This window comes from Thalassospira marina (assembly GCF_002844375.1).
GTDB classification, from domain to species: Bacteria; Pseudomonadota; Alphaproteobacteria; order Rhodospirillales; family Thalassospiraceae; genus Thalassospira; species Thalassospira marina.
The window spans coordinates 1875584-1899975 of sequence record NZ_CP024199.1 but is presented as its reverse complement, the minus strand read 5'-3'; the positions used below and the strand labels follow the sequence as shown (position 1 = coordinate 1899975).

At 55.2% G+C, this 24392-nt stretch carries 21 protein-coding genes; 13 read left to right on the top strand and 8 right to left on the bottom strand.

The window, feature by feature from the left end:
- Together gatA and gatC are read right to left on the bottom strand one after the other, a co-directional pair.
- On the bottom strand, positions 1–1479 hold the full coding sequence (gatA, locus tag CSC3H3_RS08630) for an Asp-tRNA(Asn)/Glu-tRNA(Gln) amidotransferase subunit GatA (protein ID WP_101266100.1): 1479 nt from the start codon (positions 1477–1479) through the stop codon (positions 1–3).
- Entirely contained in the window at positions 1479–1769 is a 291-nt protein-coding gene (gene gatC / locus CSC3H3_RS08625; protein ID WP_073954284.1) for an Asp-tRNA(Asn)/Glu-tRNA(Gln) amidotransferase subunit GatC, read from the bottom strand. Before gatC ends, gatA begins: the two co-directional genes overlap by 1 nt.
- A gap of 257 nt (positions 1770–2026) precedes the next feature.
- On the opposite strand from gatC, the gene ruvX reads away from it, so the two are divergent.
- Positions 2027–2554, top strand: a complete 528-nt coding sequence (ruvX, locus tag CSC3H3_RS08620) for a Holliday junction resolvase RuvX (RefSeq protein WP_101266236.1) — start codon at positions 2027–2029, stop codon at positions 2552–2554.
- A 62-nt stretch (positions 2555–2616) separates the two neighbouring features.
- Here ruvX and CSC3H3_RS08615 read toward each other — a convergent pair whose 3' ends face one another.
- Positions 2617–3441: a VOC family protein gene (locus CSC3H3_RS08615; protein WP_101284585.1), complete on the bottom strand. Its 825-nt coding sequence runs from the start codon at positions 3439–3441 to the stop codon at positions 2617–2619.
- Between the two features lie 311 nt (positions 3442–3752).
- Here CSC3H3_RS08615 and CSC3H3_RS08610 point away from each other — a divergent pair, with 311 nt between their 5' ends.
- The 7 genes from CSC3H3_RS08610 (at position 3753) to rnr (ending at position 14504) form a co-directional block, all read left to right on the top strand.
- Positions 3753–4676 (top strand): AEC family transporter, encoded by a 924-nt coding sequence (locus CSC3H3_RS08610; RefSeq protein WP_101284584.1) that lies wholly within the window; start codon positions 3753–3755, stop codon positions 4674–4676.
- Positions 4677–4835: 159 nt separating this feature from the next.
- Positions 4836–5798 (top strand): aspartate carbamoyltransferase catalytic subunit, encoded by a 963-nt coding sequence (locus CSC3H3_RS08605; protein WP_425444979.1) that lies wholly within the window; start codon positions 4836–4838, stop codon positions 5796–5798.
- On the top strand, positions 5795–7132 hold the full coding sequence (locus CSC3H3_RS08600) for a dihydroorotase (RefSeq protein WP_101284583.1): 1338 nt from the start codon (positions 5795–5797) through the stop codon (positions 7130–7132). The genes CSC3H3_RS08605 and CSC3H3_RS08600 overlap by 4 nt, the downstream gene beginning before the upstream one ends.
- A gap of 2 nt (positions 7133–7134) precedes the next feature.
- Positions 7135–7803 carry a glycerol-3-phosphate 1-O-acyltransferase PlsY gene (gene plsY / locus CSC3H3_RS08595; protein WP_101284582.1) on the top strand — a complete coding sequence of 223 codons (669 nt, stop codon included), beginning with the start codon at positions 7135–7137 and terminating at the stop codon, positions 7801–7803.
- A 121-nt stretch (positions 7804–7924) separates the two neighbouring features.
- Complete coding sequence (gene dprA / locus CSC3H3_RS08590) at positions 7925–9193, top strand: DNA-processing protein DprA (RefSeq protein WP_101284581.1); 1269 nt, start codon at positions 7925–7927, stop codon at positions 9191–9193.
- A 162-nt stretch (positions 9194–9355) separates the two neighbouring features.
- Positions 9356–12031, top strand: a complete 2676-nt coding sequence (gene topA / locus CSC3H3_RS08585) for a type I DNA topoisomerase (RefSeq protein WP_101284580.1) — start codon at positions 9356–9358, stop codon at positions 12029–12031.
- 82 nt (positions 12032–12113) lie between these two features.
- The gene (rnr, locus tag CSC3H3_RS08580) at positions 12114–14504 is read left to right on the top strand and encodes a ribonuclease R (RefSeq protein WP_101284579.1); all 2391 of its coding nucleotides are present in this window, start codon (positions 12114–12116) and stop codon (positions 14502–14504) included.
- A 110-nt stretch (positions 14505–14614) separates the two neighbouring features.
- Here the strand turns inward: rnr and CSC3H3_RS08575 are convergent, their stop codons facing one another.
- On the bottom strand, positions 14615–15403 hold the full coding sequence (locus CSC3H3_RS08575; protein ID WP_101284578.1) for an Hpt domain-containing protein: 789 nt from the start codon (positions 15401–15403) through the stop codon (positions 14615–14617).
- Positions 15404–15603: 200 nt separating this feature from the next.
- On the opposite strand from CSC3H3_RS08575, the gene CSC3H3_RS08570 reads away from it, so the two are divergent.
- The 3 genes from CSC3H3_RS08570 to rpmG all read left to right on the top strand — a co-directional run bounded on the left by CSC3H3_RS08570 (position 15604) and on the right by rpmG (position 18109).
- The gene (locus CSC3H3_RS08570; RefSeq protein WP_101284577.1) at positions 15604–16005 is read left to right on the top strand and encodes a DUF983 domain-containing protein; all 402 of its coding nucleotides are present in this window, start codon (positions 15604–15606) and stop codon (positions 16003–16005) included.
- 210 nt (positions 16006–16215) lie between these two features.
- Positions 16216–17847, top strand: a complete 1632-nt coding sequence (locus CSC3H3_RS08565) for a S41 family peptidase (protein WP_101284576.1) — start codon at positions 16216–16218, stop codon at positions 17845–17847.
- 94 nt (positions 17848–17941) lie between these two features.
- Entirely contained in the window at positions 17942–18109 is a 168-nt protein-coding gene (gene rpmG / locus CSC3H3_RS08560; protein WP_007089918.1) for a 50S ribosomal protein L33, read from the top strand.
- A 419-nt stretch (positions 18110–18528) separates the two neighbouring features.
- On the opposite strand, the gene CSC3H3_RS08555 is transcribed toward rpmG, so the two are convergent.
- Together CSC3H3_RS08555 and CSC3H3_RS08550 are read right to left on the bottom strand one after the other, a co-directional pair.
- A complete protein-coding gene (locus CSC3H3_RS08555) occupies positions 18529–18930 on the bottom strand; it encodes a DUF423 domain-containing protein (protein WP_101284575.1) in 402 nt (133 codons plus the stop codon).
- 350 nt (positions 18931–19280) lie between these two features.
- Positions 19281–19949, bottom strand: coding sequence for a Crp/Fnr family transcriptional regulator (locus CSC3H3_RS08550; protein ID WP_101284574.1), 669 nt, complete (start codon positions 19947–19949; stop codon positions 19281–19283).
- 387 nt (positions 19950–20336) lie between these two features.
- Between CSC3H3_RS08550 and CSC3H3_RS08545 the strand changes: the two genes are divergently transcribed.
- Both CSC3H3_RS08545 and ggt read left to right on the top strand, forming a co-directional pair.
- A complete protein-coding gene (locus tag CSC3H3_RS08545; RefSeq protein ID WP_101266126.1) occupies positions 20337–21173 on the top strand; it encodes an alpha/beta hydrolase in 837 nt (278 codons plus the stop codon).
- A 207-nt stretch (positions 21174–21380) separates the two neighbouring features.
- Positions 21381–23255 (top strand): gamma-glutamyltransferase, encoded by a 1875-nt coding sequence (gene ggt / locus CSC3H3_RS08540; protein WP_101284573.1) that lies wholly within the window; start codon positions 21381–21383, stop codon positions 23253–23255.
- Positions 23256–23332: 77 nt separating this feature from the next.
- Here ggt and CSC3H3_RS08535 read toward each other — a convergent pair whose 3' ends face one another.
- Positions 23333–24013 (bottom strand): HAD family hydrolase, encoded by a 681-nt coding sequence (locus CSC3H3_RS08535; protein WP_101284572.1) that lies wholly within the window; start codon positions 24011–24013, stop codon positions 23333–23335.
- Positions 24013–24366, bottom strand: a complete 354-nt coding sequence (locus CSC3H3_RS08530; protein WP_101286165.1) for an ArsC/Spx/MgsR family protein — start codon at positions 24364–24366, stop codon at positions 24013–24015. The genes CSC3H3_RS08535 and CSC3H3_RS08530 overlap by 1 nt, the downstream gene beginning before the upstream one ends.
- Positions 24367–24392 lie beyond the last annotated feature (26 nt).

The following is a 24392-nucleotide window of genomic DNA, read 5'->3' as shown; positions in this document are numbered from 1 at the left end:
TCAGCCCTCCTGCCCGAACGGTTTTGCGTTGAAGGCAGCGGCACTTTCCAGAACGCCCCCCACACGCAGGACAGTTTCTTCGTCAAACGGCTTGCCAATCAGCTGCAGGCCAAGCGGCAGCCCTTCGGATGACAGACCGGTCGGCAGCGACAGGCCCGGAAGGCCAGCAAGGCTTGCCGGAACGGTGAACACGTCATTAAGGTACATCTTGACGGGATCATCTTCGTTTTCGCCAATCGCAAAGGCGGCCGACGGCGCCGTCGGGGCCAGAATGGCATCAACCGTGCCAAACGCGTTTGCGAAATCTTCGTAAATGCGGCGGCGTACCTTCAATGCCTTGTTATAATAGGCATCATAGTAACCAGCCGACAGCACATAGGTCCCGATCATGATACGGCGCTGGACTTCCTTGCCAAAGCCCGCAGCGCGCGACTTCATATACATGTCGTCCAGGCTGTCGCCATCATCCATCACGCGCTGGCCATAACGCAGGCCATCATAACGTGCCAGGTTCGACGATGCTTCTGCCGGGGCCACAATGTAATAGGTGCCCAGTGCATATTTCGTATGCGGCAGCGAAACATCAACAACTTCGGCACCGGCATCGCGCAGCATGGCAATACCGTTGTCCCACAGCTTGTTGATTTCTTCGGGCATGCCATCAACACGGTATTCTTTCGGAATACCGATTTTCATACCGCGAATGTCACCCGTCAGGGCTGCTTCAAAATCGGGCACGGCGATCGGGGCCGAGGTGCTGTCCTTGGCATCATGACCGGCCATTGCGCCAAGCATGATGGCAGCATCGCGCACGGTTTTGGTCATCGGGCCAGCCTGGTCAAGCGAGCTTGCAAAGGCCACAATCCCCCAGCGCGAGCAACGGCCATAGGTCGGCTTCAGGCCAACAATACCGCAATAGGATGCCGGCTGACGGATTGAACCACCGGTATCGGTGCCGGTTGCCGCAAGCGCCATGCCCGCAGCCACAGCCGCAGCCGAACCACCTGACGACCCACCCGGCACCAGATCCTTGCCGCTGGCGGTTTTCCAAGGGTTGATCACGTTACCGTAATAGGACGAGGTGTTGGACGAGCCCATCGCGAATTCGTCAAGGTTCGCCTTGCCGAGCATGACCGCACCGTTGTTAAACAGGTTCGTCGTAACGGTGGATTCATATTCCGGCTTGAAGCCTTCAAGAATATGCGACGCAGCCGTGGTCTGCACACCTTCGGTGCAGAACAGGTCCTTGATCGCAATCGGCAGGCCTTCCATCTTGCCTGCTTCACCTTTGGCGCGCTTGGCATCGGATGCCTTCGCCATTTCAACGGCCTTTTCAGGCGTTTCGGTGATATAGGCATTCAGGTTGCGATGTGCGTCCATCGACTTGATGTGGGCTTCGGTCAGTTCAACCGACGTGAAGTCGCCCTTTGCCAGACCATCACGGGCCCCGGCAAGCGTCAATTTTGTCAGATCAGTCATTATTCAACCACCTTCGGCACAACAAAACAGCCAGCATCGGTCATGGGTGCATTTGCAAGCACCTTTTGCTGGATATTGCCATCGGTGACTTCGTCCTTGCGCAGCGGCAGGGTCAGATCGGCAACCGACGTCAGCGGGTCACAGCCCTCGACATCAACTTCTTGCAGTTCCTCAACAAAATCGAGGATACGGGTCAGATCTCCCGCCAGTTCGCTCAGGCCTTCCTCGGACACGTTGATACGTGACAGAAATGCGATTTTGCGAACTGTTTCCTTATCCAAAGACGACATGGATGAAAGTCTCTCTTAAGGAATGACAAAACACCCGGCGAACGGTCGTCCGCCAGAAACTGAAAATACAGCGCGGAACCTAGCACCCGGAACGGCTGGCGGCAAGGGCCGTGCGCCCTACTTTCACGCGCGTTTTTCCACGAAAATGAATTTTATTGAAAATCCCGGCCCGATCCTGCCAAAACGGCATGACTGAATTGCCATTTTCATCATGCTTTGCGCTGGCAATTTTCCCTGACCAGCCCTATAAGGTCGCCATGATATGTAATGATACTCAGGAATTGCTGCGGTACCTTTCACCAGCAGCGCGGATTTTGGGCCTGGACCTGGGCACCAAAACCATTGGTGTTGCGCTTTCGGATGTCGGGCTGCAAATCGCAACGCCCTACAGCCTGATCAAGCGTAAAAAGTTCACCCGCGACATCGTCGAGCTTGCCTCGATCGTTGACAAACAGAATGTCGGCGCCATTGTCATCGGCTTCCCGCGTGAGCTGGATGGGACGATTGGCACGGCCTGCCACCGCGTTTATGCCTTTGTCGATGAAATGGACAAGCATATCGACCTGCCGGTTCTGCTGTGGGACGAACGCCTGTCAACGTCGGCTGTTGAACGTATCCTGATCGGCGAAGCCGACATGACCCGTAAACGCCGCGCTGACGTGGTTGACAAGGCAGCAGCAGGTTACATCCTGCAAGGTGCACTTGATAATCTTAACCTTCACACCGATCGCGGCCTTGTGCACGACGATGATGAAGACATGGATTATGACGGCGAAGAGGAATAATCCCCGCCTGTCGCACTGCTGATAGAGCACTGATCTGATATATCAAGCCGCCGAACGCCCGTTCAGGCGGCTTTTTGCTGGGCGATAACCAACATCACGCCAAACATGTGTGCCGGTGGCAAAACCAGCACCTCGCCGCATTCCACGGCCCCCAGCGACAATGCCGCCGCGCGGATAGCCTCGATATCCTTTACTAGCAGGCGAAAACCGGCAAAGCCATCATCGGGCAAAACACAATCCCCGACCGGGTAACGGGCCAAAAGCTCGTCCTGATGGCCGACATCAACAAGGCCATCCAATTCCATGGAAGAAAAGAATTCCTCCACCGCCTCGGCCGCCCAGTGGGTTAAAAACACCTGGTCGATGGCAACGGCACTATTGGGGTGGTTCTGATATTCCGGGAAATAAAAATTTTCCGCCGGGTGATGATGCTGGCAGGAAAAACAAACGCCGTGCCGCAGCAAAGGATGGCTGGCAAAAGACAGCGAAAAACCCAAATCCACCTGTCGACCATCGGGTGTTTCGCCCTTGCGTTCGAAATCAAACACTTCCGGGGCGGCAGCACCCGCCTCGCTATAGGCCGCACGGTCGGCATGGGCATCTTTTGACTGTAACGCCAGCATCGACATGCCTTCACGCAGGCGCAGGAAATTGCGGTTATAAACGGCAAATGAAAATGGCAGATCAACATTATCCGGGCCGATAATTTCTGGGTCGAGAACGGCCAGAAGCTCCAGATACATGCCATCCAGCTGAACCAGAGCATTGCCCGTGCCAAAGGGATGCACGGCACGCGGTGTAACGGCAAACCCCAACTGGCGATACCGCGCGCAGGCCGCATCAAGGTCGTGCACACATAAAACCAGATGATCGATCTGCTTGCCCATTATCACATCCACTTGCCAGAGTCCCCGCAGGCATCAATACCTACCAGATGTTCCACAACTGGGAATGTGCCGCGTATTGCCTGCTGCGGCAATGGAATTCTGCCTCTAAAAACACTGACAAGGTGAACAATGCCCGCAAATTCCCCGTCAGATTGCCCCGTGTGCGACCAAACGCATGGAAATGCCCTGCCCTTGCATGATCACGGGCAAATCGCTGCGCCAAATCGTGCCCCACTTCATGCCCCTACTTGCAGTCGTGCCGGAACTGCCTTATTCGATAGGTTTCCATCCGCCCCGCGACAGGACATTCCATGCTGGCTATTCTTTCGGCCCTGATCCCGACTTTTGGCCTGATTTTGGCCGGGTTTGCCTTGCGCCAGTCGCGTTTTCTACCTGATGCCTTTTGGCCGGGCGCGGAAAAACTGACCTATTTCATCACCTTTCCCGCATTGCTGTTTGCCAATACCGCCAAGGCCGACCTGGGCAGCCTTCCCATTACCGGTATTGCCATTGTCATATTGGGAACGGCGTTTATCAAAGCGGCCCTGACCATTCTCGCAAAACCCGCCCTTCGGGTTTCCGATGCTGCGTTTTCGTCGATCTTTCAGGGTGCCATTCGCCCCAACACTTATATCGGCCTTGCGGTTGCCGCCGCACTTTTGGGGGAACGCGGCTTAACGGTTACGGCCCTGTGCGTGGCGCTGATTGTACCAACGGTTAATGTTCTTTCGGTTCTTGCCTGTTCCTATTGGGGCGATAATAACCGCAAGACCGGCATTGTTTCGGTATTGGGCGATGTGTGCCGTAACCCGTTATTGATGGCCTGTGTCATTGGTCTGGTTGCCAATGCATTCGGGTTGGGCCTGCCGCCTATCCTAGGGCCGTTTCTTGAGGTTCTCGGCCGTGCTGCCCTGCCGATCGGCCTGCTTGCCGTTGGCGCGGGGATTGACCTTCAGGCAGCAAAAACCGCAGGCGGCCCGGTTGCGGCATCAACCATTGGCAAACTTGTTATCAGCCCGGCCATTGCGGTTGGCCTTTCCATTTTGCTGGAAATGCCCCCCATTGATACGGCGGCACTGGCCTTTTATGCTGGCCTGCCCTGTTCGGCCAGCGCCTATGTCCTGGCGCGCCTGATGGGTGGGGATGCCAAAATGATGGCCAGCATCATTACGGTGCAAACACTGGTTGCCATTGGCACAATGCCGGTTCTGGCCATTTTGCTGCATGCGGCCTAAGCCCAGCGCGCACCACGTTTTAACGCTTCAAAAGCTGACCATGCGGACAGGGTAAAAATTGATATTTCACCTTTCCGTAACAGGTGCAATTCGCTATGCTCCGCACGCAATTTTCCAATCAGTGTGCAGTCAAGGAACAAGTGCAACGCCATGAGTGTCATGGGACCAGAGGCGGATCACTATCCGCATCCACATCTACTGGGGATCGAAGGTTTGACCCCCGGGGAAATCACCCTCATTCTTGATCGTGCCCAGCATTATGCGGAAAAAAACCGCACTGCCGACAAGACCAGCAATATCCTTGCTGGCAGCACGGTCGTTAACCTGTTTTACGAAAACTCCACCCGGACACTGACATCCTTTGAACTCGCCGCCAAACGGCTGGGTGCGGATGTTATCAATATGACGGTGGGCACAAGTTCGGTCAAAAAGGGTGAAACCCTGATCGATACAGCCATGACCCTTAATGCCATGAACCCCGATGCCCTTGTCGTGCGCCATGCCGATAGTGGTGCGGTCAAACTGCTGAGCGAAAAGGTCAATTGTGCGGTTTTGAATGCCGGTGATGGCCGCCACGAACACCCGACACAGGCCCTGCTTGATGCGCTGACGATCCGCCGTCACAAAGGCCGACTTCACCGCCTGACGGTGGCCATTTGCGGCGATATCGCCCATTCGCGGGTGGCACGTTCCAATATCCTGCTGCTGAACACCATGGGGTCACGCGTGCGCCTTATTGCGCCGCCTACCCTTATTCCGTCAAAAATTGAACGGATGGGCGTGGAAATTTTCCACGACATGGAAGAGGGCCTGAAGGATTGCGACATCGTCATGATGTTGCGCCTGCAGCTTGAACGCATGGAAGGCAGCTTTATCCCGTCCGTGCGTGAATACTTCCATTTCCACGGCCTGGACCGCGCGAAACTGGCCAATGCCAAACCTGACGCCCTGATCATGCATCCCGGCCCGATGAACCGTGGTGTTGAAATTGACAGCGAAGTCGCCGACGACGTTGAACGCTCCGTCATCCGCGAACAGGTTGAAATGGGTGTTGCCGTGCGTATGGCAGCCCTGGAAATTCTGGTTCAGAACCAACGAAATCTTGCAGGGGAACATTCATGATGCCTGCTATCCGCGCCAAAGCCAGTGGTAAAACCGCCTTTGTCAATGTGCGCCTGCTTGACCCCGCCACCGGCCTGGACCAGACCGGTGGCCTTCTGATGCAAGATGGCGTTATCGCCGAAATCGGCCCGTCTGTAACACGCGACAATTTGCCGTCCGACTGCCGGGTGATTGATGGCCAGGGGCTTTGCCTGGCACCTGGCCTGGTTGATATGCGGGTACAGGTGCGTGAACCGGGCTTTGAACATCAGGAAACCATCGAGACGGCGGGTAAATCGGCAGCGGCCGGTGGCGTTACCACCATGGTTGCCCTGCCCAATACCGACCCGGTGATTGATGATGTCGCCGGTGTTGAATTTGTTGCCCGCCGCGCGCGCAAGGTGGGCCTTGCCAAAGTATTTGTCTATGGTGCCGTTTCCAAAGGCATCGAAGGCCATGAAATTACGGAAATGGGCTTGCTGCACCAGGCTGGTGCCGTGGCATTTTGTGACGGTGTAAACACCATCGCCAGTGCCCGCCTGCTGCGTCAGGCGCTGTCCTATTCCACCTTTTTTGACGGCATGATCGTCCAGCACCCCGAAGAACCGGAACTTTCACGCGGCAGCCACATGAATAGCGGCGAGCTTGCGACCCGTCTGGGTCTTTCAGGTGTGTCACCGCTGGCAGAAGTCATTCAGATCGAACGTGACATTCGCCTGGTTGAAATGACGGGCGGTCGCCTGCATTTTTCGCATATTTCAACAGGTGAATCGGTTGAAGTGATCCGCAAGGCGAAAAAACGCGGCCTTAAAATCACCTGTGATACGGCCCCGTTCTATTTCGCACTGAACGAAAATGCGGTTAGCGACTATCGCACCTTTGCCAAACTATCCCCGCCCCTGCGATCCGAAGATGACCGCCAGGCGATTGTCATGGGCCTTGCCGATGGCACGATTGACACCATCGCATCGGACCATAACCCGCAGGACCAGGACAGCAAACGCCTGCCTTTTGCCCAGGCAGCAGCGGGCGGCGTTGGCCTTGAAACCCTGCTTCCGATCACGCTGGAGCTTTATCACAACGGGCATTTATCCCTGCTTGAGGCGATTGATAAAATCACCCATGCCCCGGCAAAGCTGATGAAGCTTGAAAATCACGGCACGCTGAAACCCGGCAGTGCGGCTGACATCGTCATGTTCGACCCGAACCGCCCGGCAAAGATCGATCCATACAAGTTCCAGTCAAAATCGAAGAACTCGCCTTTTGATGGACGATTGATCCAGGGTGTTGTCCTGCGTACCCTGATTGATGGACGCGAAGTCTTTACGCACCCAAGCTGCATTGAAGGGTCATAAATATGGAACTCGATCCCGCCTACAAGGCCATGTTGATGTCACTGCAGGTTGCCGCTGTTTGCGGCTATCTGCTGGGCTCCATTCCTTTTGGCCTGGTTCTGACGCGCATGGCGGGTCTGGGCGATATTCGTAAAATCGGGTCGGGAAACATTGGTGCCACCAACGTTCTGCGCACCGGAAACAAGTTTCTTGCGCTGCTGACCCTGATTGGCGATAGCGGCAAGGGGGCAGCAGCCGCCCTGCTGTTTACCGCCCTTTACGGGCCCGAACAGGGTATTTTTGCGGGTGCTGCCGCGGTTATCGGGCATATGTTCCCGCTGTGGCTGCGTTTTAAGGGCGGCAAAGGCGTTGCCACCACGCTGGGCACCCTTTTGGCGGTTAACTGGATCATGGGGGTCATTGCCTGCCTGGCATGGCTGATAATGGCACTTATCTTCCGCATCTCGTCACTTTCGGCCCTTGTCGCATTGGCCGTGGCCCCACTGGCGGCTTTTTATGTTGCCCATGATATTGGCGCTGGCTGGCTTGGGCTGTTTCTGGCGGTTATCGTCTGGGGCGCGCACCACACCAATATCCGTCGCCTGTTAAATGGTACCGAACCCAAAATTGGTGACAAAAAAAAGGCGGCAGCAGCCGCCGAAGCCGAGACACCAGAAAGTTCAGGCAACTAACTTTCTGATCGCGCATTGTAAATGCTTGACGTTTTAACGCCCGGATAGCCACAATCCGGGCGTTATGAATTTACACACGCCACAACCCGAACGACTGCCGCAATCCGAACGACTGGCCCGCATGCGTCTTGCGCGAAGCAGCCAGATCGGACCCGTGACTTTTCGCCGGTTGTTGGAGCAGTTCGGGTCCGCGCGCACCGCCCTTGAGGCCCTGCCCGATATCATTGCAAAAAGCCGGTCCAGACGGCCGGTAGAGATTGCAACGCGCGAAGATACCGTTGCCGAAATTGAAACCGCCCTTGCCCTTTCTGCCCGACCGATTATCTGGGGTGACCCGGAATATCCGGCAGCACTGGCCGCCATCGAAGATGCCCCACCCTATTTTTATGTGCTGGGTGATCCCGGCCTTTTGACAAGACCAACCATCGGCATTGTCGGGGCGCGCAATGCATCGCTGGGCGGGTGCCAGTTTGCTGGCAAGCTCGGCCGCGAACTGGCCGTGGCTGGCTTTAATGTGGCATCGGGACTGGCGCGCGGCATTGATGGTGCTGCGCATGATGGTGCGATGGCAGCCCTTAAATCACGCCGGGGTACATCGGCCAGCCCCACCAATATTGGCGCAACGATTGCCGTTGTCGCGGGCGGGGTGGATGTAATTTATCCGCGCGAACATGCCGATCTGTATCGCCGCATTTGCGAAAATGGCTGTGTCATTTCCGAAATGCCGCCGGGCCTGAAGCCACAGGCACGTCACTTTCCACGGCGCAATCGCATTATTTCAGGGCTGTCGCAGGGCATTGTCGTTATCGAGGCCGGGCGCAATTCCGGATCGCTGATAACGGCGCGCATGGCAGCCGAACAGGGGCGTGACGTTTTTGCCGTTCCCGGATCACCAACCGACCCGCGTGCTGCAGGCCCCAACAGCCTGATCCGTGATGGGGCTGTTTTATGCGACTCCATTGATGCGATCCTGGATGTTGTTGGCCCGGCAGGTGGCCTGCGGCAGTTTGATGCACCCGCCTATCCCTTTAATAGTGACAGCCGTCCTGCCCCGGCCCAGTCCGGGCATATTGATATTGATGCCATTCTGGCCGGCATGGATCACGACCAGAATATGATGCCAGATAGCAGCATCAAAACCCCGGCCCGCAAACCGGCAAAAAGCCACGCCGGGCGCGAAAAGATTGCTGATGGTGCCCTCATGGCGCCGGGCGTATTTTCGGCGGATGAATTATATGATTTGCTATCAACCGCACCGGTGGCGATTGACAGCCTGATCAGGGCATCTAACCTGCCTGCCGGGGCCATATCGACCCTTCTGATCGAACTTGAACTTTCAGGAAGGGTTGAACGTCACCCCGGAAATAGGGTATCGCGTATCCCTAATTGAGTCTTGCCGTCGTTGAAATTCGCCCAATATCAGGTTTCAACGATATTTTGGGACACAATCCGTGCGCATTTTTCATCATTTTGTGATGGACACTTGCGATATATATGCATTGCGGCATACCTTTTCCGCCATCAGGCGCAAAAACCGGACACGTAAAAAGTAATGAATCTTGTCATCGTCGAATCGCCAGCCAAAGCCAAGACGATAAACAAATATCTCGGTGATGATTATAAGGTACTGGCCTCTTTTGGTCATATCCGTGATTTGCCATCCAAAGATGGTTCGGTCGATACAGATAATAACTTTGCCATGATCTGGGAAACCGACAGCCGGTCGGAAAAGCAGATCCGTGACATTGCCGCTGCCGCACGCGACTCTGACACCATATATCTCGCAACTGACCCGGATCGCGAGGGAGAAGCCATTTCCTGGCATATTCTTGACGTTCTGGAACAGAAAAAGCTGCTGCGCGGCCGCGATGTGCATCGCGTTGTTTTTCACGAAATTACCAAACGTGCCGTAACCGAGGCGATTGCCAACCCGCGCACCTTGAACCAGGAACTGGTCGATGCCTATCTGGCGCGCCGTGCGCTGGATTATCTGGTGGGCTTTAACCTGTCGCCGGTTTTGTGGCGCAAATTGCCCGGTTCACGCTCTGCCGGACGTGTGCAATCGGTTGCGTTGCGCCTGATTTGCGAACGCGAAATTGAAATTGAAGCCTTCCGCCCCGAAGAATACTGGACACTGGAAGCCAATTTTGGCGTGCCCGAAGGCAAATTTTCCGCCCGCCTGACCCATCTTGATGGCAAAAAGCTCGACAAGCTGGCAATTGGCAGCGAAGGCGATGCCAAAATTGCCAAGGAAAAGGTGGAATCGCGCAGCTATACAGTTTCCAAGGTTGAACGCAAGGACGTCAAACGCCGTCCGCAGCCGCCTTTCACAACCTCCACCCTGCAGCAGGAAGCGTCGCGCAAACTGGGTTTTGGCACCAAACGCACCATGCAGCTTGCACAGCGCCTGTATGAAGGGGTTGATATTGGCGGTGAAACCGTTGGTTTGATCACCTATATGCGTACCGACGCCGTTGTGCTGTCGTCCGAGGCGCTGGCCGGCGCACGCCGCCTGATCGACAAGGATTACGGCAAGGATTACCTGCCTGATGCCCCGCGCAGCTTTGCCAACAAGGCCAAGAACGCACAGGAAGCGCACGAAGCCATCCGCCCGACGGATGTTTTCCGCCGTCCCGAGCAGGTTGCCCGCCATCTTGATAAGGACCAGCTGGCCCTTTACACCCTGATCTGGAAGCGCACCGTTGCCTGCCAGATGGAAGATGCACGCTTTGACCAGGTTGCCGTTGATCTGGCATCAAACGACAACCATGTCGTTCTGCGCGCCAATGGGTCGGTCGTGAAATTTGATGGCTTCCTGAAACTTTACCAGGAAGGCAAGGATGATTCCGACGATGACGATAATGACCGTCGCCTGCCGCCGTTAAAAGAAGGGCAGAAACCTGGCCTTGAAAAAGTGTCGGTTGACCAGCACTTCACCCAGCCCCCGCCCCGCTATACCGAGGCAAGTTTGGTTAAACGGATGGAAGAACTGGGCATTGGCCGCCCGTCAACCTATGCGTCGATCATTTCGGTATTGCAGGACCGTAACTACGTTACCCTGGAAAAACGCCGCTTCATCGCCCAGGATCGCGGGCGACTGGTCACTGCATTTTTGTCGAAATTCTTTGAACGTTATGTTCAGTACAATTTCACCGCCGAACTTGAAAACCAGCTTGACGATGTTGCCAATGGTGAACGCGAATGGCGCGATGTTCTGACCGATTTCTGGACGTCGTTCAAAGGCAATGTCGATGAAGCCAAGGAACTCAAGATCAGTGATGTTCTTGATGCCCTGCAGGTGATGTTGGAAAACTATCTGTTCGCCCCGCGCGAAGATGGTTCGGACCCGCATAAATGCCCGAAATGTGAAGAAGGCACGCTGAGCCTGAAGCTGGGCAAATTTGGCGCCTTCCTGGGTTGTTCCAATTATCCGGACTGTAATTACACCCGTCCGATGGTGGCCAATGACAATGCTGGCGACACCGCCGAGTTAGATGGCGGCCCCAAAGTTCTGGGCGTTGATGCCGCCACGGGTAAGGAAATTACCTTGCGCAAGGGCCCTTATGGGGTGTATGTGCAGCTTGGCGAGGAAGAAACCGTCGAGGGCAAAAATGGCAAGCCCAAGAAGGTTAAACCCAAACGCACCTCGCTGCCCAAGGGTCTTGAACCCTCGGTCGTTGATTTGACCAAGGCGGAAGAATTGCTGACATTGCCACGCGATGTGGGTGTTTTTCCGGAAACGGGCGAAACCATCAAAGCCAATGTCGGGCGTTTCGGGCCATATGTGCAGGCAGGCAGCATTTTTGCCTCCCTTAAGACCGATGATGATGTTCTAACCATTGGTGAAAACCGCGCCATTACCCTGATTGCCGACAAACGCGAAAAAGCCGGCAAGGAAATTGGCAAACATCCTGACGATAACGAACCCATTTTCCTGGCGGAAGGCCGGTGGGGTCCGTTTGTCAAACACAAGAAAACAAACGCCAATCTGCCGCGTGACACCAAAAAGGAAGATGTCACGCTGGAAATGGCAATTGCAGCCCTGAAGGAAAAAGAAGCCAAGTCCGGTACCAAATCGGGCAAAACGGCTGCTTCGGGTGCCAAGAAAACCGCCGAGAAAAAAGCACCGGCGAAAAAGGCCCCCGCCAAAAAGGCGCCTGCAAAGAAAACAACTGCCAAAAAACCGGCAGCAAAAAAGACAACCACAAAAAAGGCTGCTGCCAAATAGAAGGCAGCCCTGCCTTTTCGGGCCGGATCAACGGTTAAGAACCATCCGGCCCGCCAAAGAATTTTGAAAGGACGCCACAAACTTGGCGAACAATAACGAAGATAACATTCCCTTCCCGACCAAAGAGCAGATCCTTGAATTTGTCGAGATGAGCCCGACGCCGGTTGGAAAGCGCGAAATTGCCCGCGCTTTCAATATCCGTGGCGCGGCCAAGATCGAACTTAAAAAGATGCTCAAGGATTTGAAATTCGGGGGGGACGTCGTTGCCGGACGCAAACGGTTTAACAAACCCGGTCGCCTGCCCCCGGTCGAAGTACTTGAAATCACCGGGCTGGACGAACATGGCGAAGTCCTGGCACGGCCGAATATCTGGAACGAGCCCTATGACCCGCCTGTCATTTACGTGAAATCATCACGGCGTGGCAGCAACGGCCCCAGCGCGCCTGGCATTGGCGACAAGATCCTTGCCAAGCTGCGTTACACCGGCAAAAACACCTATGACGCCAGCGTTATGCGCCTGCTGGGCAGTGGCCCGCAGCGCATTTTGGGCATTTTCCGCCCCAATCAGCGCGAAGGCCGTGTTGTTCCGACCGACCGCAAGGATAGCGGCGAAATCGCCGTGCCGTTAGATGACCATCCTGGCCTTGAGACTGGTGCACTTGTGCTGACGGAACTTCTGCCGGGCAAACATTTTGGCCTGCGCAAAGGCCGGATTGTCGAGGTTCTGGGGAATATCAACGAACCCAAATCCATCAGCCTGGTTGCCATTCATGCCCGTGGTATCCCGTTTGAATTTCCGCCCGAAGTCGAACTTCAGGCGCGGGAATCCAAGGCAACACCAATGGGCAACCGCACAGATCTGCGCGAAATCCCGCTTGTCACCATTGACGGCGAAGATGCGCGCGATTTTGACGATGCCGTATGGGCCGAAGCCGATAGTGACCCGGAAAATCCCGGTGGCTGGCATGTCATGGTGGCGATTGCCGATGTGTCCTGGTATGTGCGCCCCGACGATGCCCTTGACCGTGAAGCAGTGAAACGCGGCAATAGCTGCTATTTCCCTGATCGCGTTGTACCCATGCTGCCGTTCGAGCTTTCAAACGGCTGGTGTTCGCTGGTCCCGCACGAAGATCGCGGCTGTATGGCCGTTGAAATGTGGCTGAATGCCAAGGGCCAGAAACTGCGGCACAAATTTTGCCGTGGCATGATGAATTCTGCCGCACGCCTGACCTATAACCAGGTGCAGCGCGCAATGGATGGCACGCCTGACGACATCACCGCACCGCTGCTTGATACGGTGATCCGCCCGCTTTATGGCGCCTATAACGCCTTTCTTACCGCACGTGAAAAACGCGGTGTTCTGGAACTTGACGTGCCGGAACGCAAGATCGAGCTGAATGCCAAGGGTGAAATCATTGCTGTTGCCCCGCGCGCACGCTTTGACAGCCACAAGCTGATTGAAGAATTCATGATCGCGGCCAATGTGTGTGCAGCCGAAGAACTTGAACGCCTGAAACAGCCCTGCATGTACCGTATCCACGATGCACCCAGCGAAGAAAAGCTGGAAGCATTGCGCGAGTTTCTTGAAGGTGCAGGCTATAACCTGCGTCCGGGTTCGGTTGTGAAACCCCGTGATTTCAACCAGATTTTGCAACTGGCCAAAGACACGCCAGAAGCCGAACTGATCAACACGGTGGTTTTGCGCAGCCAGTCCCAAGCCATGTATAGCCCCGATAATATCGGCCATTTTGGCCTAGCGCTGAACCGTTATGCCCATTTCACATCGCCGATCCGCCGTTATGCCGACCTTCTGGTGCATCGCGCGCTGATTGCTGGTTTGCATCTGGGTGAAGGCGCGTTGCGCCCGCAGGATGGCGAACGGTTTGAACAGCTTGGCGAAGATATTTCCGGCACTGAACGCCGTGCTGCCATGGCAGAACGTGATTCGGTTGACCGCTACGTGGCCGCCTATATGGCCGATCGCGTCGGGGCCGAGCTGCCGGGCAAAATTTCCAGCGTCACGCATTTTGGCCTGTTTGTGACACTGCATGAAACCGGGGCCGATGGCTTGGTGCCGATCAGCACCCTGCCCGATGATTATTACGTCCATGACGCAATCAATCATTGTCTGGTTGGTGAAAATCGCGGCAAGACCTTCCGTCTGGGTGATGACGTTGTTGTGCGTGTCGCCGATGCCGATGCCGCAACCGGGTCTCTATCGCTGCGTCTGGCGGATCATGCCGATATTACCGCGCGTGACTTGATCGAACGCCCGCGTGGCCGCCGCACCGGCCCGCCGCGTGGCAAACGCAGCCCCGGCGAACGCAATGACCGCCACGGTGCCAAACCCGGTTTTCGTGCCAGTGCCAAAAAAGCCGATGGTAAAAAATCGGCCGGCAAAAAAACCACGCCGAAAAAACAGCGTAAATTGCGCGCTGCCAACCGTGCGGCCAATCCGCCCAAATCATCCTGACCGTTAACATCAGGCAGGAAGCGATAACGACAAAACCCCGCATCGATTAATGCGGGGTTTTATCTTTTAGAGTTCAAAAACCAGCACAAAGCATTGATTGCCGCGGAAAATCATCCCAGCGTTTCAATAAACTTCACCAAATGTTCCGCCGTTTCGCGCCCGCGATTGGTAATCACGGTAACATTGGATGGCAAACCTTCAAGGTCCGGGTGGCTGGCATCAAAACTGGTTAACAGGCCAAGGGGTTTACCCTGCAGGGTTTTCATGGCCGAAAGGGCACGGATAAGTTCAATCCCGCTAAGCCCGTCAAGCACAGCAGCCGAAATAATCGCATCTGGGCGCGACTGCACCACGGTTTGAAACGCCTCAACCGCCGAACGTGCCGCAATGGTGCGATATCCGCGTTCACGCAATTCGCGCTGCAGGAAATGCGCCTGAACAGCCGTTGCCGTTACAATCAGCACTTCCTGCTGGCTGCTGCGGTTTGCGGCAACACCGGGTGTTGCATCCTTGCTGCTGCCCGATGCACTGGGTGACGGCAGCGAACGCAGGATGCGAATTTCTTCCTCGGCGGCGGGGTTGGTGCCACTTTCGACGATTTCGCGAATCCAGGTGGTAAAATCGACCAGCGATGCCGCCTGCAAATCATCAATCTCGGTCAGATCGGCGATGTAATCTTCCAGGCGATGTGCAATCGCCCCCACCAGCGGAAACCCGAAAGAACCCGCCAAACCCTTTACGGTGTGGGCTTCGCGCCGTAATTCGGCAATACCGGCTGATGCGTCATCCATGTGGCCCGCAACACGGTCAATGGTTGTTTCAATCCGGTCAACACGGTCAATGGTGTCTTCGATGAAGTCCTGCTTCAGCCGCGAGATGATATCGTCAGCATTGTCCATGGAAGGCTCCTGAATCTGTCTGTGGCATCGTCAGAACACTTAAAAACGCTTGCCGATCACGGGTATCCCCCTGATGATAGCGCTGTTTCAAGCATACATATACTTGCCGCCATCCGTGTGCATTAAATTTGCAGGGTGGATTGTTAAAAAAGTGATCATTCCCATATGCATGCAAGTTTGGACAGTCAGGGACAGCATTTATGACCAATGCAGGCGAACATGACCATGCCACCGAATATCCGGCGGAATCCGGGGCATCGCGGTTTTTTACCGGCCTGCGGCGTGGCTTGCGGCGCAAATGCCCCAATTGCGGTCATGGCCTTGCTTTTAGCGGCTATCTGAAAATTCGCGAAACCTGCGACTGTTGCGACCATAAGCTGGGCGAATATCGCTGTGATGATGCCCCGCCCTATTTTACCATCTTTATTGTTGGCCATATTGTTGTGCCCGGCGCACTGGCCGTTGAACAATCAGGCAGCCCGTCGCTTGAATTGCAACTGGGTATCTGGATCCCCGTGACACTGTTTCTGACACTGGCACTTTTGCCCTTTATCAAGGGTGGTGTTTTGGGCGTGCAATGGGCAATGGGTATTCGCGGTTAAGCCTGCCATGCGGATCGCTGCAATTACAGGCTGATGGGCAGAAAGGCCCGCTCATGTGGCGCGAATGGTTTTGTGATGATTTCGAATTAAAAAAATCTTTGAAATATCCGTGCCGTAGGCGGCTTTTTTGGCATATGATGCCTAAAATCGCTGCTTCACATACAGCGCGTGATTGACCGAACCGCAAGGCACACAGGACATCTGACCACTATGATAGAAGGGCACTGCCGCCGGTTCACACCCAAAGGGGCCGGCTTCGTCAAATCCGTTATCGCCCCGATGGGCCTTGCCCTGTTCTTTCTGTCGTCCTGCGCCCCGCGTTCCCCCGTTACCCTGACGGACAGTGACGATGACGCAACCGAAGCCGTCATCTCCCAGGCGATTGGTTTGCTGGGTAATCGCTATATTGACCCGCTATTGCCCGAACAGCTAACCATCAAGGCGATCGAGGGGCTGGAAGCCATTGACCCGGAAATATCGGTAAGCCTGACGCCTGACGATATTCTAGCACGTTATGGCAAAGATACTGTCGTCACCCTTCCCCTGCCTGACGATGATGAAACCGCTGATGAAAACGGCCATATCCATGCCGATATCTGGGCGGCACTGGTGATGGACAGCCTGCGCACCTACCGGGTTTATTCACCCGCATTGCGCCAGGCCAGCGCCCTTGAAATCCAGTCGCGGGTTATTGCCGGTGCGATAGAAGGGCTTGATCCCTATAGCCGTTATGAAAACCCCAATCGCGCCGAAATTTCGCGAGATCGCCGCGAAGGATATATCGGCATCGGCGTTGATCTGATTGCAGGCACCGGCTACCCGGTTGTCAAAAAAATCACCGAAAATGCCCCGGCCCTTAAATATGGCATTCATCCCGGCGACCAGATCATCAGTGTGGATGGCACCGACCTTTATAATCGCAGCCAGCTTGAGGTCATTGACCGCCTGAAAGGCGCGCCTGACAGCATTGCCGTACTTGAAATCAACCCGACCGGGTCAAGCCTGGTGCGTCGGCTGGAAGTCCCGCGTGAACGCATCATTGCGCGTACCGTGTTTCCGGAAATCCGCAATAACGTGCTGATTGTTGAAGTCCGCAGTTTCAACAATGATACCGCTGCCGAAATCGACCAGGCTATTGCCGATGCCAAAATATGGTCTGCCGGACCGCTGGTCGGTGTTATTCTGGATTTGCGTGGTAATCGTGGCGGGTTGCTTAATCAGGGCGTGTCGGTTGCCGATGCTTTTTTAACCAGCGGGCCGATTGGCACCACCATTACCCGCGTGCCCGCGGCCAAGCATATTTTCACATCCGATGATCGCGATTTTACCAATGGCCTGCCCCTTGTTGTGCTGATTAACGGGCGCACGGCATCCTCGGCCGAACTTGTCGCGGCCTCGCTGCAGGATCGCGGGCGGGCAGTGCTGGTCGGCTCTACCAGCTTTGGCAAAGGGTCGGTTCAGGCGATTAACGATCTGAAAAATCAGGGGACCATTACCTTTACCTGGTCACGCCTGATTGCACCTTCGGGTTACACGTTTGATCGAATCGGTTTGCACCCGGCAATCTGCACATCGGAAATTGGCGATCATTCCCCGCAACAACTGATCAGTCATGCCATGGACGATAAAAACGCGCTGGCTGAGACCATGCAGGCCTGGCGAACGGTTGATTTCAAAAATGAATCGAGCCGTGCTGCCCTGCGCCGCGCCTGCCCTCCCAGCTATGGCACCGACAAATATGATGTGGATGTGGCGCTTGAAGTCATCAAAAACCCGGCTGCCTATGGCTATTTTCGCCAGCAAAGCACCCTTCAAACCGTTGCTGCGCAAACAATCGACTAAAAAAGCGGAAAAATGCTCCAATATGGGTTGACACTGCGGCCATATTCTTTATGTTCCGCCGCCTAAGACACACCTGAATACAGGATGCAGAGACATGGCGAAGCCCGCTTCGATCCTCGTTAAGTTGGTAAGCACCGCAGACACCGGTTACTTCTACGTTGTTAAGAAGAACCCGCGGAATACCACCGAGAAATTCTCGTTTCGCAAATATGACCCGGTCGTGCGCAAGCATGTCGAGTTCAAAGAAGCGAAAATGAAGTAATCTACTTGTCCCTTGGGACAACTGGATTACCCGAATTTAAAAGACGTGACCCGTTATCGGATCACGTCTTTTTTATGCCTGAAAATGCCGTGTGTCCTGTGCCCTGCCCACAGTCGCCACCATAGGCAGGGTTAGCAGAACGCCGCGTTAAAGCCCATTGCCCTTAATCAGGCTCATTTTGCCGCTGTCATTTGTTGCCCGGCAAGGAGAAGTCCGCAGGGCGTAATGGTTTTACGGCCAAGGATTTCGACGTAGCAGGGCGACAAATGACAGCGGCCCCAAAAGGGTTTCATTTCGGCGGCTTCTGGCTGTGTTACATCACTTGCCCGATACACCGCATCGCGCTGCGCGATGTGCCTTGCCAGAAAACACGCTGAAATGAAACAAAATGAACCTGATTAAGGGCAAAGGGCTTTAGGTTACGCAGCGTCATCCAGTGCGCCATGGACAGGAACAGCCTTGAAACCGGCAATCGCCACCATCAGCCAGCCAGCCATGAAACTGATGCCGCCCAGCGGTGCAACCATGCCAAATGCACGAATATTGCTAAAGGCGATGGCATAAAGAGAACCACAAAATAACAGCGTGCCCAGCAAAAAGGCCGCATTGGCAAATGCCAGCAGGCGGATATTGGGGCGAACCAGCGCAAAGACCGCGACGGCGACAATGGCAACAGCATGCACCAACTGGTAATGCGCACCTTTTTCAACCAGTTCACGGGCATAGGCCATATCCTCGCCCGCCATGCCATGGGCCGCAAAGGCCCCCAACGCCACGGCAACCATGCCACTTAACCCGGCCAGTCCTATCGACATACGCATTTCACATCACCCTTGTTCAAATCGCCCCGCATCCTAAAACCGTTTGCGTAAAACATGAACCATTTGATGGCGTGTGCAGTTTCAATTTTAACGTGAAAACAAAAACCGGCCTGTCACAGCCGCAAAAGACAGCACCTATGTCGGCAGTGGTGCCGCGACAGCAACAAAAAAATGGCCGCACCATAAGGCGCGGCCAGTATACTTTTCTCTTGGGGGAGATGTGCCACGATCAATTGATCGGACACCCTCAACGTAGGCTAGCAGCCCCCACATCGCTGTGACAGCCGTCACAAGCATTTCGTTTTTTTGCATTTCTGTTGGTATTTTAAATCCTTACCGGCAATTTGTGCTTAGCCCAGCAAGGCTTCCAACCGGGCAATATCGGGGATGAAAAGACCATCGCCCTGCTTAAGCACAATGCCCTGCCGTGCCAGGCTGCCAAACACCCGCGCCACCGTCTCGCGCGATGTGCTGACCTTGCCTGCCAGATCGGAATGGACCGGCACCGGGCTGATGGTGGCTGATCCATCATCTTTGGCAACGGGCTGCGCCAGGCGGAAAATTTCGGCAATTACGCGTTCATTGGCGCCAAGGGTGCTGACATCGACAATGCGCCGCGTTGATGCCCTCACAATACGCGCCAGTTCGCGAATAACCCGCCAGGCCACCGTCGGGTGGTTTTTAATCACGGTTTCAAAGCTGGCCGGGTTCATCATGGCAACTTCGGTAACACCAACCGCCAGCACACAGGCCGACCGTGGTTCACCATCTATGGCTGCCAAATGACCAACGCAGCCACCAACGCCAATTTCTTCCAGCGTCACCTCGCGCCCGGACAGCGAATAATTCACCACCCGAACCGCACCTGACAGGATCAGGAAAACATCACTGCTATCCCCTTCGGATTCGATAATTTCCGAACCCGGCTGAAACACGCGCCGTCGCACATGTTTTTCGACATCGGCAAGCGCCGCATCGTCAAGATCGGACAATATCCCGACAACATCCAGTTTTACCATCGCCCCGGCCTTTGCTGACCCGCAACCCTCTCTCCGGTAATGTCACCCTGTTCACCGGGAATTGCTTTTTTGTTTATGTATTGTCCCTAAATCATAGGCAATGCAGCCCAAGGCCGCAATCATATCTGTCCCGTCTGGAAAGGTGCGTTGCGCGCCATTATATGCTAAAATGCATCCATACCGGTGTTAAGCCCGTCTGCCGCATTTTACTGCTGCCAATTGACAAGGCCCAATGCCCCCGGCGGGCTTCGACTGTTAAGATCGTTTCAACGTCGCCCCAAAATTTGTGCCGTGATGAGATACCTTTTTTCACCGCCACAATAACGCCTGAAGCCATTGCCAGAAATTGCCCGTCATTACCTGAAACAACAGCGTAAGGAGGCCCCGATGAGTCCTGAACTGGAAATCTTTCGTCGCAAGCCAACCGGTCCCCGCCTTTGTTCTCATCCCATTGTTTTCATTCACGGGGCCTTTACCGGTGCCTGGTGCTGGAACGAACATTTCCTGACCTATTTTGCCGACAAGGGGTTTGAAACAATTTCATTTTCCCTGCGCGGGCATGGCGGGTCCGGCGGGCGCAATGTGCGCAGCCTCGCCTCGATTGATGATTATGTCGAAGACCTGGAAACCGTTGTCGATACGCTGGGGCAAAAACCCATTCTGGTTGGCCATTCCATGGGGGGATATGTCGTTCAGAAATATCTGGAAAAACACCCGGCCCGTGCGGCGATCCTGATGGCATCGGTCCCGCCCGAGGGGCTGCTGGCAACCAATGCCATGATGGCAATGTCCCAACCGGACCTGTTTTTGCAAATGTTCTGGCTACAGGCCATCGGCCCGCACACCCTGCTGCGGGACCGCCTGGGCCGGGCGATGCTGTCATCGGACATCGCGTCGGATGAAGGCATGATCTATTTTGGCCGCCTTGAAACCGAAAGCCACCGGGCCCTGATGGATATGGCTGGCACAAACCCCGTCTTTCTTTCCCCCACCGATTTGCCGCCCATGCTGGTGATCGGTGCTAAACGCGATGAAATCGTCCCCAGCGAACTGGTTCATCGCACGGCTGTCCGCTATGACGCGGATTGCCTGCTTCTGGACCATATCGCACACGCCATGATGCTTGATACCCATTGGAAAAAGGCCGCAGACAGCATTCTGGGCTGGATGAAAAAGAATTTGGCCGACAAGGATGACAAGGCCGAAGACAAGGACGCCGCCTAGACAAAAAACTTACGCACCAGCACATTCCAGGTACGGGTCTGAGCACTGAAGAAACGGGATATTTGCCCTTTGGCGAATGTCCCGTTTTGGCTGAATTATCGAAACAATAATACGCGCAATGCGGGATTGTTTACTTTTCAAAGCCACATTTTTCTGAAACCATTCCTTCCTGTTTCAACGCCACCATCAGAAAAAAGACAGGAAGCCATGACAGGAAAAATCCCCCCGGCGGTACGTGCTGCCAGCCAAGCCCCTGCCAAAACTGAAATCCTTCCGTCATTCGCTAAGGACAAGTTCCCTACCCCATCACGCCAGCGCGCCCTGCCCTATCTGGCGCTGGCGGGCCTGCTGGTAGCATTGGCCACACCCCTGCCATCGCACGCCCAGCAGGTAACGGACGCCATTGCCCCCGAAAGCGGATCGGCCACCAACCAGATGCGCCAGGCCGTTAAATCCCATAACTGGATGATCAGTGCGGCAAACCCGCTGGCCGTGCAGGCCGGTGCCGATGTGTTGCGCCGGGGTGGCAATGCCATTGATGCCATGGTTGCCGTGCAAACCATGCTGGGGCTGGTTGAACCGCAATCTTCGGGCCTGGGGGGTGGTTCCTTCATGGTTTATTACGATGCCGCCAACCAGAAACTGACCACCATGGATGCCCGCGAAACCGCCCCCATGGCGGCAGACGAAAACCTGTTTATGGGCAAGGATGGCGAACCGCTTAAATTTTATGATGCGGTTGTTGGTGGCCGGTCGGTCGGTACGCCGGGAACACCGATGCTGCTGGAAAAGGCCCATCAGAAATGGGGGCAAATGGCATGGCCCAGCCTGTTTGAAATGGCCATTGACCGTGCCGACAAGGGCTTTCTCGTTAGCCCGCGTTTGGCCGAATTGCTTAAAGAAGATGGCGATCGCCTGAAAAAAGACCCGGAAACTGCGGCTTATTTCCTGGATGCCGACGGCAACCCGTTACCCGCAGGCAAGCTTTTGAAAAACCCGCAATATGCCAATACCCTGCGCACCCTTGCGCAAGGGGGTGCTGATGCGTTCTATAACGGCCCCATTGCCGATGCCATTGTCAAAAAGGTGCAAGGTGCCAGTTGGAACCCGGGTCTGCTTTCACAGGCGGACCTGTCGGCCTATGACGTCAAGGAACGCGAACCGGTCTGTTCGCTTTATCGTGGATATGATGTTTGCGGTATGGGCCCACCCTCATCAGGTGCGCTGACCATCGGCCAGATTCTGGGCATGATCGAACCCTATGATATTGGCAAATACGGCCCCTATTCTGCGACAAGCTGGCGGCTGATTGGCGACGCATCGCGCCTCGCCTTTGCCGATCGCGGGCGTTATATGGCCGATAGCGACTTTGTCCCCATGAACCTGAAAGGTCTGGTTGACCCGGGTTATCTGGCACAGCGTGGCCGCCTGCTGGACCGCGGCCTTGCCCTTCCGGCAAGCGAGGTCAAACCCGGCAACCCGCCGCAAATTCATGCATCGAACTGGGGCGATGACAATGCCATCGAATTCCCCTGCACCAGCCATTTTTCAATTGTGGATTCCTGGGGCAATGTTGTTTCCATGACCACCACCATTGAAAACGGTTTCGGGTCTCGTTTGATGACAAACGGCTTTTTGTTGAACAACGAACTGACCGATTTTTCGTTTAAACCTGTCGATGCCAATGGCATGCCGGTTGCCAACCGCGTTGAACCGGGCAAACGCCCGCGTTCATCCATGTCGCCCACCATCGTCATGCAGGGCGACAAACCAGTTATCGCCACCGGGTCACCGGGGGGTAGCCGCATTATCGGTTATGTCACACAATCGATTATCGCCATGGTTGATTGGGGCATGGACCCGCAACAGGCTGCTGCCATGCCACATCTGGTCAACCGTTTTGGCACCTTTGACGTCGAAGCCGGGACCGAGGCCGCAAGCCTTGCCCCGAAACTGACCGCCGCAGGGTTTGACACCAAAATCACCGATCTTAATTCCGGCCTGCATATCATCAAAATCGGCCCGGATGGCCTGACCGGCGGGGCTGACCCGCGCCGCGAAGGTATTGTGATGGGCGAATAAAGCCCGCCCATCCTCCAGGGACCAGATACGAAAAACGGGCCAGACCGGCCCGTTTTTTAGTGCGTTATCAATGACTTTCAGACCAACCAGCCCTTAAGCAATTCGTAAAGGTCCTGGTGGCCATTGGCGACATAATGCGCCCCGTTTTCCAGCAGCAAATTACCCGGTGTTTCACCGACCAGACCAATGGTCGTCGCCCCGCTGGCAACGCCGGCACGTACACCGCTGACACTGTCGTCAATCACGATGCAGTCTTCAATATCCACCCCAACCCGGCTGGCAGCCAGATGGTAAACATCCGGGGCCGGTTTGGCATTGGGTACATCCCGCGCCGAACAGATCCGCCCGGTAAAACGGCCCAGAAGGTTCATCTTGCCCAGCGATATATCCATTTTATTGTGCGGGCCGTTGCTGCCAATCGCATAGGGGATGCTGGCCGCATCCAGCATGTCGAGGATTTCCTCGACATATTCAAACGGCTCCATGTCATTGCGCAGCGCCTCGAATGTGCGGGCATAACATTCATCCGTCCAGTTATCCGGCAGGGTGACGCCATACATTTCCGTCATTTTCGGACCAATCATGGACAGCGTCCCGCCAATGAACAGGCGATGGGTCATATCCTCGGTAACCGGGCAGCCATATTCATTCAAAAGCTTGACCAGAACGGCATTGCCTAGATTTTCGGTATCAACCAGAACCCCGTCACAATCAAACAGGACGGCACCAATTTTCGGCTTCACAACAACCTGATCCATTATGCCTTCACCAGATCGTTCCAACGGGTTTCATCATAGCCAACCGTGCGCACGGCGCCAAAATCAACGACCGGGCGTTTGATCACAGTCGGATTTGCCGCCAGCACCTTTGCCGCTGCCAGATCATCGGTTTCCAAGGCGGCCTTATCACCATCAGAAAGGTTGCGATAGCTGGGCCCGCGTTTATTAACCAGCACCTTGCCGCCCACTTCCCCCAGCCACATCACCACCAGCGCGGGTTCCAGCCCGTCAACGCGAAAATCGTGGAATTTGGTTTCTACACCCTGTGCCTCAAACCATTTCAGCGATTTGCGCACCGTGTCGCAATTCTTGATACCGTAAACCGTAATCATAAAAACATCCCGTTTGCCAGACACAT